This window comes from Streptomyces sp. NPDC034111 (assembly GCF_055575375.1).
This window is the reverse complement of record NZ_JBVIST010000018.1, coordinates 1-14417: the sequence shown is the minus strand read 5'-3', so window position 1 is coordinate 14417 and position 14417 is coordinate 1. Positions and strand designations below refer to the sequence as shown.

The following is a 14417-nucleotide window of genomic DNA, read 5'->3' as shown; positions in this document are numbered from 1 at the left end:
TGAACCGCATCTGGTCGCGTCCCCGAGGCGAGTGGACCCGGGTAGTGAGAAATGAACTCCCGTCCCTCGCCGAGAAGGTGGTAGCGGAGTTGCAACGCGGATTTCCCGCATTGGCTGCGCTTCTCGGTGATACCCCCGTAGAAGAGGCAGAATGGGCACTGGAACAGGCCCTGCTGACAGTACTGGGTTACCAAAAAGAGTCGGAAAGTAAACGTCCGGCCGTGTCGTCCGTCGTCACACCGATGCCCGTCGCACGGGCCCGGCAGGACCTGTTCGAGGTGCTCGCCGGCCAACGCGAGGCACCGGACGGCGGGTTGGACGATCTGGCCCGCGCGGCCGGCTGGCCGATCCCCGACACGCTCCAGGCCGTCGTCCTCGCCACCCCCGCCGAGGCACCCCAACTCGCCGCAGCCCTGGGCCACGCCCTCATCGGCACCGTCGACGGCTACACCTGCCTCTTCGTGCCCGACCCGGCCACCCAGACCCGGGCCCGCCTGGAGGCCGCCCTCAAGGGCCGACCCGCAGCCGTCGGCCACGTCGTCCCCGCAACGGACACCGCCTCCTCCCTCCGCTGGGCCCGCTACCTGCTCACGCTGGCCCCGGGCCGGGTCGGCCCCGAGTCGCGCCCGGCCTTCGTCGACGACCATCTGTCCGCCCTGCTTCTCCTCCAGGACGAGTCCCTCGCCGACGCCCTGACGTCCCGTTGGCTCGGCCCGCTGGAAGAGCTGACCCCCCGCCAGAGCGAACGTCTGGAAGTGACCCTGCTCGCCTGGCTGGAGGGCGGCGGCGCCCCCGAAGCCGCCAAACTCCTGCATGTCCATCCGCAGACGGTGCGCTACCGCCTACGCCAGATAGAGAAACTCTTCGGCCCCGTCCTCCGCGACCCCCGTGCCCGCTTCGAACTGGAAATGGCCCTCCGCAGCCGCCGCCTCATGGCCCACGTCCGCTCCTACCGCGCCAGGGCCGGCCGCCGGGCGCGCGCCGTGGCGTCATCGATCCGGCCGCTGGGGGTGGCACGGGAGGCCCGGGTCAACGGCCTATGAGCCAGGGTCAGTCCTGCTGCCCACGAGCAGGCTGCTGACCACGGCCGCCCGAAACGACGCGCCAACCGAATCGATGCGCCGGCTGCTCTGACGTTCGCCACCCCAATGTCAGCCACCGGCCATCGGCACACGGCGGCCCCGAGCCCGGGAGATCCCGGACCGGGGCCGTCGTGCTGCGGGGTTGTGGGCTTTCGAGTTCGCACAGCTCGCTCTCTCACCTGGCCAACTGCGCAATCGATGTGGCAAGTTCGGTCGCTGTGGGTCGCGCGTCCGGCGCGTCCTGGAGACCCGCGCGCAGGACGTCCTGCAACTCCGGCCAGGGAGCGGCCGTGTCGAGGGGGACAGCGCGACCGGCGATCCAGGCACGGATCTCAGGGGGCGTGAGCTGCCGCGGATCGATGCCCGCCGCTGCGTAGTCCAGGGGCCAGCGGCCGGTGATGCAGGTCCAGAGGCTTCCGGCGAGTGCGTACACGTCCGCTGTCGTGGTGGGCGTGGCCGGAGGGATGCCGGCGTTGACGGCCGCGGCCAGCTCCGGCGCAACGAGGTGCGTGAGGCCGCCGCGGAATGCGCTGGGCGGCTCCGTACCTGCACGCCAGGACCACGAGCAGTCGATGAGCCGTACGCCATGGTCGGTGTGGATGCCGTGGGACGGCTGGAGGTCGGAGTGGACCCAGCCGGAGGCGTGCAGCTCGGCCACGGCTCGGCACAGCTCCACGGCCGCCGCTACTGCGGTGCCTCTTTCGGCTCCGGCGCCACCTCTGACGGAGGCGAAGGCCTGCCACGTCGAGGGGCCCGTGAACCAACGGGTCACCAGCCATACAGCGTTCGCGTCCTCGCCGGCAGCCAGCAGATAGTCAGGCCGGCCCATCGCTTCGAGGACCGCCCCCTCGCGCCGGGTGACGGCCGCGCCCTCGCCGCTGCCGGCCTTGACGGCGACCGCCCCGCGCGGTCCGGTCACCTTCCACACCGCCGCCCCACGCCGGTCGGTGATCTCCTTCCACTCGACCGGCGCACCGCAGGCTGCTTCGGCGGCGACGCGGGCCGCCGCGGGGCAACAAGGGAACTCGCCCATTCCTTGACCGCCTTCCACTCGTACGGGAGCCCGTGGGCCCGGAACAGCTCACATCCGTCATCTACGGCCGACGACAGGGCATGGGCAAGGTCTGGCGTATCCGGGGCTTCTCACGGCTGACGAGGCCGAAGCAGACGAGGGCGGAACGAAAGACGACGAGGCGCCCAGGTGTCTGACACCTGGGCGCCCCGTAGGGAAGTGACGGCGGCAAGGGCCGTCCGGTGGGACCGCGGGGGTCCGTTGCGGTCAGCCGCGGGGCTGGCCGGCGGTCTCCAGCTGCTTGTCCTCGGAGGTCACCTTCGCCGCGATGTGCGGGTTGCGGGCCTTGAGGACGGCCCAGCCGATCGCCAGGCACGCGGCCCAGCCGGCACCCACGTACAGCGATACGCGGCTGTCCGGGTCGAGGGCGATCAGCCCGGTCACCAGGAGCAGGAACGCCACCGAGATCCAGCTGCACACCGTGCCGCCGGGCGCCGGGAAGGACGAGGCGGGCAGGCGGCCCGCGACGACCGCGCGGCGGTAGAGGATGTGGCTGACGAGGATCATCAGCCAGGTCCAGATACCGGCCGCGGTGGCCACCGAGGTGACGTAGCCGAATGCCTTCTCCGGCACGACGTAGTTGAGGACCACGCCGATGCCCATCAGGGCGGCGGAGAGGGTGATGCCGATGGCCGGGGTCTTGGTGGAGCTCAGCTTGCCGAGCGCCTTCGGGGCCTCGCTGTTGGCGGCGAGGTCGCGGAGCATGCGCCCGGTGGAGTACATACCCGAGTTGCAGGACGACAGCGCGGCGGTCAGGACGACGAAGTTGACGATCGCCGCACCGGCCGGGATGCCGATCTTCGCGAAGGCGGCCACGAACGGGCTGACGCCGGGCTCGAACTCCGTCCACTTGACGACCATCAGGATCACGCTCAGCGCACCGACGTAGAAGACGATGATGCGCCACGGCAGCGTGTTGATGGCCTTGGGCAGGGTCTTCTCCGGGTTCTCGGACTCACCCGCGGTGACACCGACGAGCTCGACGGCGAGGTAGGCGAACATGACGCCCTGGAGGGTCATGAGGCTGGAGCCGACGCCCTTGGGGAAGATCCCGTCGTGGGCCCAGATGTTGGCGACCGCGGCGGTGTCTCCCGCCTGGCTGAAGCCGAGGGTGACGACACCGAGACCGATCACGATCATGCCGACGAGCGCGGTGACCTTGACCATCGAGAACCAGAACTCGATCTCACCGAAGATCTTCACCGAGATCAGGTTCGCCACGTACAGCACGACCAGGAAGACCAGCGCGGTGACCCATTGGGGTATCTGCGGGAACCAGAAGTTCACATAGATCGCGGCGGCCGTCAGCTCGGCCATGCCGGTGACGACCCACATGAGCCAGTACGTCCAGCCCGTTACGAACCCGAAGAACGGGCCGAGGAACTCGCGGGCGTACTCCGCGAACGAACCCGACACGGGGCGGTACAGGAGCAGCTCGCCGAGCGCTCGCATGATGAAGAAGACGATCACGCCGGCGAGGGCGTACATGAGGATGAGGCTGGGCCCGGCCTTCGCGATGTTCGCGCCCGCGCCCAGGAAGAGGCCGACGCCGATGGCGCCGCCGATGGCGATCATCTGGACTTGACGGCTGCCGAGACCCCGCTCGTAGCCCTCTTCCGGTGTGGCTCCTGAGGCCCCATTGCTGTCGCCGTGGTTCGTGCCGACCTGCGTTGAGGTCATGGTGTGGTGCGCCTTTCCGCTCCATGCCGATCCGCGCCTCGCTTGGCGACGGATCGGGTTTCGATCCCCCCGGATGCTGATGGAGTTGCATGCCGGCGATCAGCCGGCTCAAGCGCCCCCTATGCGGACATGGGTGACGTCCGTCAGGTGGTCGTGAAGGTGTACCACGGGCGAATTTCAGCCAGCGTGGCGCAGGTCACCGCGCAAACCTGCCAAAATGCCTCACAGTCGGGCAATTATCGGCCGTGGTGACTGAATCGTTATTCGGTCTGAGCAACCCGCTGAGCGGACGCTGACGCACCGCCGGTGATCCGTGTCGGTCGGTGAGCAGTTTTTGTGGATCAGGATGGGTGCGATGTTGCTCATTGTGGTCATGGTGTGGCGCAGTGTGACCCATGGGGTCCGGGTCGGCGGTCGTTGGGCGGGAGGGAGGGGAGCGGGGGTGGGTCCTCGGTGGCGAGATCTTGCTTCTGTCGAGATCTGGTGGCCGGGGCCGGACAGCACGACGCCGGCGCAGGGGCGCCGGCGTCGCAGTCGTCATGGGAGTGGGGCTGGGGCTAGGGAGCCGTCACCTGCACTCCTGTCCGTTGTTGATGCAGTCGACCGCCTTCCTCATCAGGTCGTCGGACATCACATTGATGAAGTCGCCGTGGTCGGTGACCGGCTTGTGGAGCTGCTCGGGGAAGCTGTCGACCGCGAAGCTGGCGCCCTGCGGTACGTCGTAGGTGACCCGCTCGACCAGCTGCGGGATGGGCCGGAAGTTGTTGGGGCAGTTGCCGTTCTGGTCGGAGAAGGCCACGTGATCACGGTGGTTGCCGCTGTCGATGTCCCGGCCGTCCCAGCAGTTCTGGAAGGCGAAGGTGCGCACGACCTGCGAACCGTTCGGGCAGATCGGGTACTTGTCCTTCAGCTGGCGGTCCTCGAAGCCGGTGCAGCTCCAGGAGGCGTTGGCGTTCTTCGTGCCGTTGGTGAACGCCTTGGCATCGCCGGTGATGATGCGCAGGAAGCGCGGCATGGCCTCAACCTGGCCGGCCTGGCTGCCGCGGTAGGTGAGGGTTACGGTGGCCGGGGTCAGCACCGAGCCGACGTTGGCGTCCTGTGCGGCGCCCGGCTTCTGCTCCGCGTTGCCGTCCAGCTTGCGCAGCACCGGCCAGTAGTACGTGGACTGATCGCCGTTGTTGCAGGTGGTGTCGGACGCGGCCAGCGACTCGTTGGTGGAGTTGCCGTCGGTGGTCTTGTTGCCGACGTAGTCGTGGGTGTGGTGGGCGCCGTTGCTGACGCCCGGGGTGACGATGACGTTGTCGGGGTTGAAGTGGCCTTCCTCGTTGCGGCCGCACTCGGTGGTGAAGGTGCCGGTCGTGGCGTTGCCGCCCCTGGGAGCGGCGAACGGCGGCGCGTCCGCGTTCGGCTGGACGTTGTTGATGTCGACGAAGTCGTCCGGCGAGGGACCACCGGCCTGGCCCTGCTGGCCGCCGTTCTGGTCCTGCCCGGGCAGCTGGTCCTGTTGCTGGTCCTGCTGTTGATCCTGCTGCTGGTTCTGCTGCTGGTCCTGTTGCGGGGTCTGGCCCTGGTACCAGCCGTCCGTCGTGGACTTCGTGGAGTCGAAACCACCGGTCCCGGCGCCCTCGTTGACGGGCTTGGTGGTGCAGCCGCTCATCTTCGTCAGGTAGTCGGGCCGTTTGGTCTGCTTGGCGATGGCGGAGACCATGACGCTGATGGTGTGGGAGCGCTGCCGCTTGAGCTTGACCAGGACGGTGCTGCTGCCGCTGCCGCCCATCATCGTGTGGTACGCGTCGTGCACCTGGCGGTCGAGCGTGGCGAGGCCCTTGGAGACCGTGAGCTGCGCACCGCGCGGCACCTGCCGCAGCCGTTCACCGACATCGGGGCACGAGATGGTGTTGGCCATGACGGTGTGCTGGTGGCCGTCGGACGGCGTGGGGTCTGAGTTGTTGCCGGCCAGGGCCGTGGTGGCCACCGCCGCCAGACCTCCGCCGCCCAGCAGGAGCGCGGTCGCGCCGATCAGCATTCTGTTGGTCAAGCGCGAGCGTTTATGGCCTTGCTGGCGTTGCCGTTGCCTCATGAGATCACTTCGCTTCGATGAGAGAGGTGAGGGGTGGGGGGTGCCGGTCGCCGGCGCGGTGCTCCGCGTCCGCCCGCCGGCTCAGCTGCTGTGCAGCGTGTTGAAGTCGACCTGGCCGGTCTTCTCCAGAACGGTGATGTGGTCCAGCACCGTGTCGTTGGCCTTGTTCGCCAGGGCGCGCACCATCGAGTTACGGGTCTGGTCGCGGACCATCGCCACGAGCCCGAAGACCTTGCCGTGCGCCCGGCGCAGCAGCTCGGCGAAGAGGCGGGGGTACTCGGCGTCCGAGGCGGAGTTCAACTGCCCGAGCCAGCCCTGCTGTTCGGGGGTGGGCTGGTTGGACAGGCCGATGCCCAGGGCCCGTCCGGCCTCCACCGACCGCCGGTCCAGCTCGGCGTGCCCGGCCACGAGATGGTCTCCCGCGGTACGCACCTCGGCGGTCTTGCCGCGCGCCTGGGCCTGCCGGCCCGCCGGCATCTCCCACAGCCCGGCCAGTCTGACCTTGCGTACGAAGTCCCGGTCCATCGCGGTCAGCGGTCCGTAGCGGGTGTCCACCGTGCCGCCGCCGTCGTCTTCGTACGAGACGGTGTTGGTCGCCGCGGATGCGGTCTCACCGAAGAGCTGTACGGGCAGCAGCAGTGCCGCGAGCGTGGCAACGAGCGCGGCGACGACCAGTCCGGTGGCGATGGTCCGCCCGGATGCTGCGGAGTTGCTGAGGATCGACCGCACACGGCCTCCCGGTTCGTCCCTACTGGAATGCCTCCGGACGCTAGGCGTCGTACCGGGCCTTCGGACGCGGGTTCTCACCCCTGGACAAATAACGGCCGGGCCCGCCGCGACACTGCTACGGTGCCGCGGGCGGGCCCGGTGCGGGCGGGTACGACGGGTGCGCCGTGCCCTGAGCGCTGTCGGCTGCCCGGCGCTCACACGAGGCTGTCCGCCGTCCGCCGTCGGTTGCGCCTGCGTAGGAGTCTGCTGCCGGCTGCCCGTGCGCCGAGCATGCCTGTCCGCTGTCCGGCTGTCGTGCGTACGGCGTGCGGACGCCGCTCAGCGTGCGTACAGCCCGGCCGCCGCCCACCGGCGGCGCTCGCTCCGGGTGTCGGGCGCCTCACGCTCGCCCTGCGCGTACAGGGCGTCGATCTCCGCCGCGTACGCCCGCACGATGACCGCTCTGCGCAGCTTCCGTGACGGCGTCAGCAGCCCGGACGCCTGGCTGAACTCGCCCGGCAGCACCCGGAACGCGCGGATCGACTCGGCCCGGGACACCGTTGCGTTCGCCCGCGCCACCGCCCGCCGCACCTCCGCCTGCAACTGCTCCTCCGGCGTCGGCCCCTCGCCGGCCTCGGCCGGTTCACCGCGCAGTTGCCGCCACTGCTCCAGGGCCTCCGGATCCAGGGTGATCAGCGCGGTCACATACGGCCGGTTGTCACCGACGACCACGCACTGCGAGATCAGCGGGTGGGCGCACAGCCGCGCCTCCAACACCTGAGGGGCGACGCTCTTGCCGCTGCTGGTGATGATGACGTCCTTCTTGCGGCCGGTGATGACCAGATAGCCCTGCTCGTCCAGGTGCCCGAGGTCACCGGTCGGCAGCCAGCCGTCGTAGAGCCCGCGGCCCCGGGCGTTGTCAGCACCGTCCTCGGCATCGAGGTAGCCGGCGAAGACCACCGGACCGCGTACCCACACCTCGCCGTCCAGCGCCAGATGGATCGCGCAGCCCGGCAGTGGGAGGCCCACCGTCCCGAAGCGCACCTTGCCGGGCGGCTGTGCGGTGATCGCGCCGCTGGTCTCGGTCATCCCGTAACCGTCGTAGATGGTGAGGCCCATGCCGGCGAAGAGCAGCCCCAGCTCCCGGAAGAGCGGCGAGCCGCCGGAGACCGCGGTGCGCACCCGGCCGCCCAGCAGCTCCCGGATGCGGGAGTACACCAGCCGGTCGTAGAGCGCATGGCGGGCCCGCAGGAAGGGGTCGGGGCCGCGCCCGGTGCCCGCCTCCTCCTCGGCCAGCGCCTCCGCGTAGCGCACCGCGACCGTCATCGCGGCATCGAACTGCCGCCGCCGCCCCGCCTGTTCGGCGGCCATCCGGGCCCGGGCGCAGATCTTCTCGAAGACGTACGGCACCGCGAACAGGAACGTCGGGCGGAACGAGGCGAGCGCCGGCAGCAGCCGGTCCGAGGACGCGTCGGGCTGATGCGCCAGCTTCACCCCACCGCGCAGACACGCCACCTGCACCATCAGCCCGTAGATGTGCGCGAACGGCAGAAAGGCCAGCAGCGAGGGGCGTTCGCCGGGCGCGGCCAGCAGCCCGCCCCAGCCCGCGTAGAGGGTGTCGCATTCGGCGGCGAGATTGGCATGGGTGATCACACAGCCGCGCGGACGCCCGACGGTGCCCGAGGTGTAGACGATCGCGGCGGGGGCGTCCGGGGTCACCGCATGCCGCAGCCGGTGCACATCCGCCTCGGGTATCCGGGTGCCCTCTTCCATCAGCCGCTGTATGCAGTCCAGGTCCAGCTGCCACAGCCGGCGCAGCCGGGTGTGCGCGTCGCAGGCCTCCGCCACGGTCATGGCGTGGGCCTCGTTCTCCACGACGATCGCGGTGATCTTCGCCCCGTTGAGCAGGGCGCGCAGCTGCTCGGCCGACGCGGTCGGATAGACCGGTACGAGCTGCCCGCCGATCGCCCACAGCGCATAGCTGAACAGCGTCCACTCGTAGCGCGTACGGGACATCAGCGCGACCCGGGCGCCGGGCCGTACCCCGTCGGCCAGCAGCCCCCTGGCCAGGGCCATGACCTCGTCGCGGAATTCCTTCGCGGACACCTCCTGCCATTCGCCGGCGGCCCGGTCGTCGCGGCGGGCGAGCTGAGCGAAGTCCGGCTGGTGAGCGGCGGTGTCGAAGACGGAGTCGGCGAGACCGCCGGTCCGCAGTGGAGCCGCCACGGCCGGAACGCTGATGTCGCGCACAGCACCTCCTAGGTGTTCCCCCTTTTTGATCCCCCCTGGTCCCGCCGTCCCGACGGCAGGGAGGGCAAGTTACCGGCCGGTCCCCCGGCTGCCCAGATCTATGGCTACTCTTGAGCGGAAGACGACAAGTCTTGGGACCGGGCCGTACGTGAGGAGGGCGCTGGATGTATCGCCTCGTCGACGCATGGCGCCTCTACACCTCCGCACTCTTCTTCCTCCTCGCCGGGCTGCTGCTCGCCCAGAGCGGGCTGACCACGGCTCTGACCGCCGCCGCGACCACGGCCGCGGTGCTGCTGCTGTGCAGTGCCTTCCTGGTCGCCGCCGCTGCGCCGCCCGTCCCACCGGGCCGGATCCGTACGGCGATCCGCGACCGCGAGCGGCGTACGGCATTCCTGCCACAGCGCGACCCCGACGCGGCCGGGCGGCCGCGACCCCGGGCACCTGGCCGTTCCCTCCCGACGGCCGCGTAGACGCCCGGGCAGCTCACTGCCGTTTCTCCGCCGCGTCCGCGCGGCTCGTCACGCCGAATTCCCGTTCCGGCACGACGAGACCCGTGGAGGGCTCACCCACTCATGTCCATTTTCGGATTCCTCGGCGATGCGCTGGCGCACGGCGCCGACGCGATCGAACCGCTCTTCGGCACCGCGGCCATGGCTGCCGCCATCGTCCTGTGCACCCTCGCGGTACGCGCCGCGCTGCACCCCCTCGCCCGCGCCGCGGCCCGGGGCGAGAAGGCCCGCACCGCGCTCGCTCCGCAACTCGCCGCGCTGCAGCGCAAACACAAGGGCAACCCCGAGCGGCTCCAGAAGGCGGTGGCCGATCTCTATGCGAAGACCGGCTCCTCTCCGCTGGCGGGCTGTCTGCCGACGCTCCTCCAACTGCCTGTCTTCTTCCTGATGTACCACCTCTTCTCCACCGGGGGCGGCGGCCTGCTGGACCACACGCTGCTCGGCGCGCCGCTCGGCGGTCACTGGAGCCAGGCGCTCGCCGACGGCGGGGTGTTCGGCCCCCAGGGCCGGGTCTACCTCGCGCTGTTCGTACTGATCGCGGCGGTCGCGACCTGGAACTACCGGCGTGCCAGGGCCGCGACGGCCAAGGCTCCGGCGCCGGCCGCGGGCGCCACCGCGCTGCCCGGGATGGCCTCCATGGGCAAGGTGCTGCCGCTGCTGTCCTTCGCCACGCTGATCACGGTGGCCGTGGTGCCGCTGGCCGCCGGGCTGTACATGGTGACGACGACGACGTGGACGGCGTGCGAACGGGCGCTGTTGCAGCGGGACAAGAAGAAGCCGGCGGCCGGCACGGAATCAGCGTCCGGGAAGCAGCAGGCAGCCGGGAAGAAGCCCGTCCCCGGGAACGCATCGGCTCCCGGCACGGCCTCGGCGACCGTCCCGGCCGACGGTACGGCCGGCGGCTCCGCACCGCGGCAGCGCACCCCGCAGCGGCGCGCGCCGAAGAGCCGCGCGGCCCGGCAGCGGGCGGCCCGGTCCAGGGCCACCGCGCAGGCCACCGCGCAGACAACCGCGCAGGACAACGCACGGGCCGGCGAGAGGCCGCCTCGCGCGACCGCCACCGGTCCCGTCGTCGAAGAGACCGCTCCTACCTCGCGGTAACGGTCCAGCCTGTGAACGGGGTCTTGCAGACTGGACCCCCTTCTTGGAGGATCAGCCAAATCGCTCGATGGCCGTCCCCCATCGGCCGGCCCGGAAGACCTCTTCCGGGCCGACCCTTCGACCACGGGAGTTGAACCGATGAAGCTGCTGCGTGTCGGAACGGTGGGGGCCGAACGCCCGGCGCTGCTCGACGAGTCGGGCGTGCTGCGCGACCTGTCGGGCCTGGTACCGGACATCGACGGAGCGCTGCTGGCGGACGACGGGAAGCTGGCCGGACTCCGCGCCGCCGCCGCGTCCGGTGAGCTGCCCCGGCTCGACGCCGCCGGACTGCGCACCGGACCGCCGGTGGCCCGGATCGGAAAGATCGTGTGTATCGGGCTGAACTACCACGACCACGCCCGGGAGACCGGGGTCGCAACCCCCGACGAGCCGATCATCTTCATGAAGGCGCCGGACACCGTCGTCGGCCCCGAGGACCCCGTGCTGGTGCCGCGGGGCAGTGTGAAGACCGACTGGGAGGTGGAACTCGCCGTCGTCATCGGCCGGACCGCCCGCTACCTGGAGACCGATGCGCAGGCGCTGGCGGCGGTGGCCGGCTACGCGGTGGCGCACGACGTCTCCGAGCGTGCCTTCCAGACAGAACGCGGCGGCCAGTGGGACAAGGGCAAGAACTGCGAGACCTTCAACCCACTGGGCCCCTGGCTGGTGACCGCCGACGAGGTCCCCGACCCGCAGTCCCTCGGCATACGGCTGTGGGTCAACGGCGAGCTCAAGCAGAACGGCACCACCGCCGAGCAGATCTTCCCGGTCGCCGAAGTGGTCCGCTACGTAAGCCAGTTCATGACCCTCTACCCGGGCGACGTCATCAACACCGGCACCCCGGCCGGCGTCGCCATGGGCCGGCCGGAACCCAAACCGTATCTGCGGGCCGGGGATGTGGTTGAGCTGGAGATCGACGGGCTGGGGCGCCAGCGCCAGGCGCTGCGCTTGGCTTGACCCCCACGTACTTGGCTTTCCCGCCGTGGTGGTTTCTCGCCGTTGCGCCTGGCGGCGGGCGTGGGTTTGTCGGGTGCGGTGCCGCTCCTCCGGACTTCGTCCTGCGGCGCGGCCCCTCCCGTGGTGGGTGGGAGAACCTGAGTGGGGGCGGGCGTTGCGTGTCCGGTGGCCGGTTACTGGGTCCCCATAGCGTGCACCGGCCCACTTACGGGCACCCCCACCGGCCTTTTCTCTCCCCTCAACGGGAGGGGACGGGCCGGAGGGGCCTTGTTGGTGGACGTAAAGCGAAGCAGTCCACCAACAAGGCCCCGGAGGTCCGTCACCGCACCCGACAGCCCCGCGCAGCGGCACCGCCCGCCGCGTGGGGGTACCTCCCACGCCCTTCAGGCAGTGGGGGAGCAACGGCGACAAACCCACACGGCGGGAAAGCCGAAAACGTGGGAGGCCAGCCAAGCGCAGCGGAACGTTAGGCAAGCGCCACGGACCGACCCTCCGCCGCCGAAGTCTTCGCGGCCTCCAGCACCCGCAGGGCCGCCGCCGCCTCGGCGGCCGTTACCGGGGGAGCGCCGCCCTCGTGCAGGGCCCGTGCGATCGCGGCGTAGTACGCGGCGTAGTCGCCCGGCAGGGTCGGCACGGGCTCGCCGCCGCCGGCCCGGGGGGAGGCGCCGGCGCCCAGCCGGCCCCAGCAGGACTTCGGTTCGACGCCCCACTCCGTGCCCTCGTCGCCCGGGCGGCGGCCCTCGCGCAGGGCGGCCTCCTGTGGGTCCAGGCCGTGCTTCACATAGCCTGCCTTGTTGCCCAGTACCCGGAAGCGCGGTCCCAGCATGGGGGCGGTGGCGCTCACCCACAGATGTGAGCGGACGCCGTTGGTGTGCGTGAGGGCGATAAAGGTGTCGTCGTCGGCCTCGGCGCCGGGGCGGCGGATGTCGGACTCGGCGTAGACGGAGGCGGCCGGGCCGAAGAGGGACAGCGCCTGATCGACGAGGTGGCTGCCGAGGTCGTAGAGCAGCCCGCCGACCTCCAGCGGGTCACCGGACTCGCGCCAGCCGCCCTTGGGCTGCGGCCGCCAGCGCTCGAAGCGGGACTCGAAGCGCTGCACCTCGCCGAGTGCGCCGTCCTCGATGAGCTTGCGGACCGTGCGGAAGTCGTTGTCCCAGCGGCGGTTCTGGAAGACGGAGAGCAGCAGCCCGCGGTCCGCGGCGAGCGCGGCCAGCTTCTCGGCCTCGGCGGCGGTCGCGGCCAGCGGCTTGTCGACGACCACCGGCAGGCCGGCCTCCAAAGCGGCGGTGGCGAGCGGTACATGGGTCTTGTTGGGCGTCGCCAGCACGATCAGATCCAGCTCCGCGGCGCGGTCGAGCACCGCCTCCGCGGTGCTGACCGTACGGACCTGCGGATGCTCGGCGCGAGCCTGCGCCTGCCGCTCGGGTTGGGCGGTGGAGACGGTGTCGAGCAGCAGGCCGTCGGTGGCCGCGATCAGCGGGGCGTGGAAGACCGAGCCGGCCAGGCCGTAGCCGAGCAGGCCGACGCGGAGCGGGCCGTCAGGGGCGGGGCCGCCGCTGGAGTCGCCGCTCGTCCGGTCCGCCCGGCTGTTCTCGCTCGTCTCGCTCATGGGTCCACTTAAGCAACGCTGTTGCCAAAGTGCAAGCCCCTGCCGACAATGGCTGGGTGAGCAGCAACGACCTCTCCTCCCTCGGCGGCTTCGCCGGCAGTCCCGGCGCCAACCTCCCCGCGCTGCGCGGCCATAACGCCGCGCTGGTGCTCGGGCTGCTGCGCACGGCCGGGGAAGAGGGGGTCAGCCGGCTGGAGCTCGCCGCGCAGACGGGGCTGACCCCGCAGGCCGTCAGCAAGATCACCGCACGGCTGCGGGACGACGGGCTGGCCGCCGAGGCGGGCCGCCGGGCCTCGACGGGCGGTAAGCCGGCCACCGTCCTGCGGCTGGTCCCGGGCGCCCGTCATGCGATAGGGCTGCACCTGGACCGCGATGAGCTCATCGCCGTGCTCGCCGACCTGGCCGGCCGTGCGGTCGCCGTCCGGCGCGCCCCGCTCGCCTTCGAGGCGGACGCGTACCAGGTGCTCACCACCGTCGAACGCGAGGTCGCGGCGCTGCTCGCGGACGCCGGGGGACCGCCGGTCCTGGGAGCCGGGGTCGCCTGCCCGGGCCCGCTGGACCACACCACCGGGGTGCTGCACCGCGTCACCGGAGCCCCGCAGTGGGACGGCTTCCCGCTGCGGGACGCGCTCGCGAGACGGCTCGGCGTGCCCGTGGTCCTCGACAAGGACACCAACGCCGCGGCGCTCGGCCTGGCGCAGGCACGGCCCGCGGGCGCCGGCTCGTTCGGCTATCTGCATCTGGGCACCGGGCTCGGCGCCGGGCTCGTGCTGGACGGCGGCCTCTACCGGGGGCCACGCACCGGCGCCGGGGAATTCGGCCACCAGATCGTCCAGTTGGACGGTCCACGCTGCGGCTGTGGTCAGCGCGGCTGCATAGAGGCGCTGTGTCTGGCGGCGGTGGCCGGCGGCGATCTGCCGGGCGCGGCCCGGACGCTGGGCGTGGGCGCCGCCAACCTCGTGGAGCTGCTGGACATCGACCAGGTGCTGCTCGGCGGGCGCACCGTGCTGGACCACCCCGAGGCGTTCCTGAGCGGTGTGGCCCATGCGCTGGCCGACCGGGCCCGCACCCGCGGCAGCGGCCGGGCCGGGGCCCGGCCCGCGGTGTCGGTGGCGCTCGCCCGCGGCGGTGCACGGGCGGTCGCCGACGGCGCGGCGGAACTGGTGCTCGCCCCGCTCTTCGGCGGCGGCCGGCCCGTACGCCGGCCGCTTTAGGGCCTTTCCGATGGGTCAGGACCTAGGGGGTGTCCGCAAAGTCCCGTCTGGCCCGCGACGCCTGGCACGGCGCCTCGCTGCGTTGTCGGGATCGTCCACGTAGACCCACTACGAGG

General features: G+C 71.2%; 11 protein-coding genes. 5 read left to right on the top strand and 6 right to left on the bottom strand.

Annotated features, from left to right (window positions below; all coding sequences use genetic code 11):
• The first annotated feature begins 221 nt into the window (after positions 1-221).
• Positions 222-1043, top strand: a complete 822-nt coding sequence (locus ACZ55A_RS29565) for a PucR family transcriptional regulator (protein ID WP_468846317.1) — start codon at positions 222-224, stop codon at positions 1041-1043.
• A 214-nt stretch (positions 1044-1257) separates the two neighbouring features.
• Here the strand turns inward: ACZ55A_RS29565 and ACZ55A_RS29560 are convergent, their stop codons facing one another.
• From ACZ55A_RS29560 to ACZ55A_RS29540, 5 genes are all read right to left on the bottom strand, one after another.
• Complete coding sequence (locus tag ACZ55A_RS29560; RefSeq protein ID WP_468846314.1) at positions 1258-2115, bottom strand: serine/threonine-protein kinase; 858 nt, start codon at positions 2113-2115, stop codon at positions 1258-1260.
• A gap of 246 nt (positions 2116-2361) precedes the next feature.
• Positions 2362-3834 (bottom strand): amino acid permease, encoded by a 1473-nt coding sequence (locus tag ACZ55A_RS29555; protein WP_468846311.1) that lies wholly within the window; start codon positions 3832-3834, stop codon positions 2362-2364.
• A 568-nt stretch (positions 3835-4402) separates the two neighbouring features.
• Positions 4403-5860, bottom strand: coding sequence for a DUF1996 domain-containing protein (locus ACZ55A_RS29550; protein WP_468846627.1), 1458 nt, complete (start codon positions 5858-5860; stop codon positions 4403-4405).
• A 135-nt stretch (positions 5861-5995) separates the two neighbouring features.
• Positions 5996-6643, bottom strand: a complete 648-nt coding sequence (locus tag ACZ55A_RS29545) for a DUF4142 domain-containing protein (protein ID WP_468846308.1) — start codon at positions 6641-6643, stop codon at positions 5996-5998.
• A gap of 318 nt (positions 6644-6961) precedes the next feature.
• Entirely contained in the window at positions 6962-8872 is a 1911-nt protein-coding gene (locus ACZ55A_RS29540) for an AMP-dependent synthetase/ligase (protein WP_468846306.1), read from the bottom strand.
• Between the two features lie 164 nt (positions 8873-9036).
• On the opposite strand from ACZ55A_RS29540, the gene ACZ55A_RS29535 reads away from it, so the two are divergent.
• The 3 genes from ACZ55A_RS29535 (at position 9037) to ACZ55A_RS29525 (ending at position 11478) form a co-directional block, all read left to right on the top strand.
• Entirely contained in the window at positions 9037-9342 is a 306-nt protein-coding gene (locus ACZ55A_RS29535; protein ID WP_468846303.1) for a DUF6412 domain-containing protein, read from the top strand.
• 102 nt (positions 9343-9444) lie between these two features.
• Positions 9445-10482 (top strand): YidC/Oxa1 family membrane protein insertase, encoded by a 1038-nt coding sequence (locus tag ACZ55A_RS29530; RefSeq protein ID WP_468846300.1) that lies wholly within the window; start codon positions 9445-9447, stop codon positions 10480-10482.
• A 138-nt stretch (positions 10483-10620) separates the two neighbouring features.
• Positions 10621-11478, top strand: a complete 858-nt coding sequence (locus ACZ55A_RS29525) for a fumarylacetoacetate hydrolase family protein (RefSeq protein WP_468846297.1) — start codon at positions 10621-10623, stop codon at positions 11476-11478.
• 466 nt (positions 11479-11944) lie between these two features.
• Here the strand turns inward: ACZ55A_RS29525 and ACZ55A_RS29520 are convergent, their stop codons facing one another.
• Complete coding sequence (locus ACZ55A_RS29520; RefSeq protein ID WP_468846295.1) at positions 11945-13087, bottom strand: Gfo/Idh/MocA family oxidoreductase; 1143 nt, start codon at positions 13085-13087, stop codon at positions 11945-11947.
• Positions 13088-13143: 56 nt separating this feature from the next.
• On the opposite strand from ACZ55A_RS29520, the gene ACZ55A_RS29515 reads away from it, so the two are divergent.
• Positions 13144-14301, top strand: a complete 1158-nt coding sequence (locus ACZ55A_RS29515; protein ID WP_468846292.1) for an ROK family transcriptional regulator — start codon at positions 13144-13146, stop codon at positions 14299-14301.
• Positions 14302-14417: the final 116 nt, after the last annotated feature.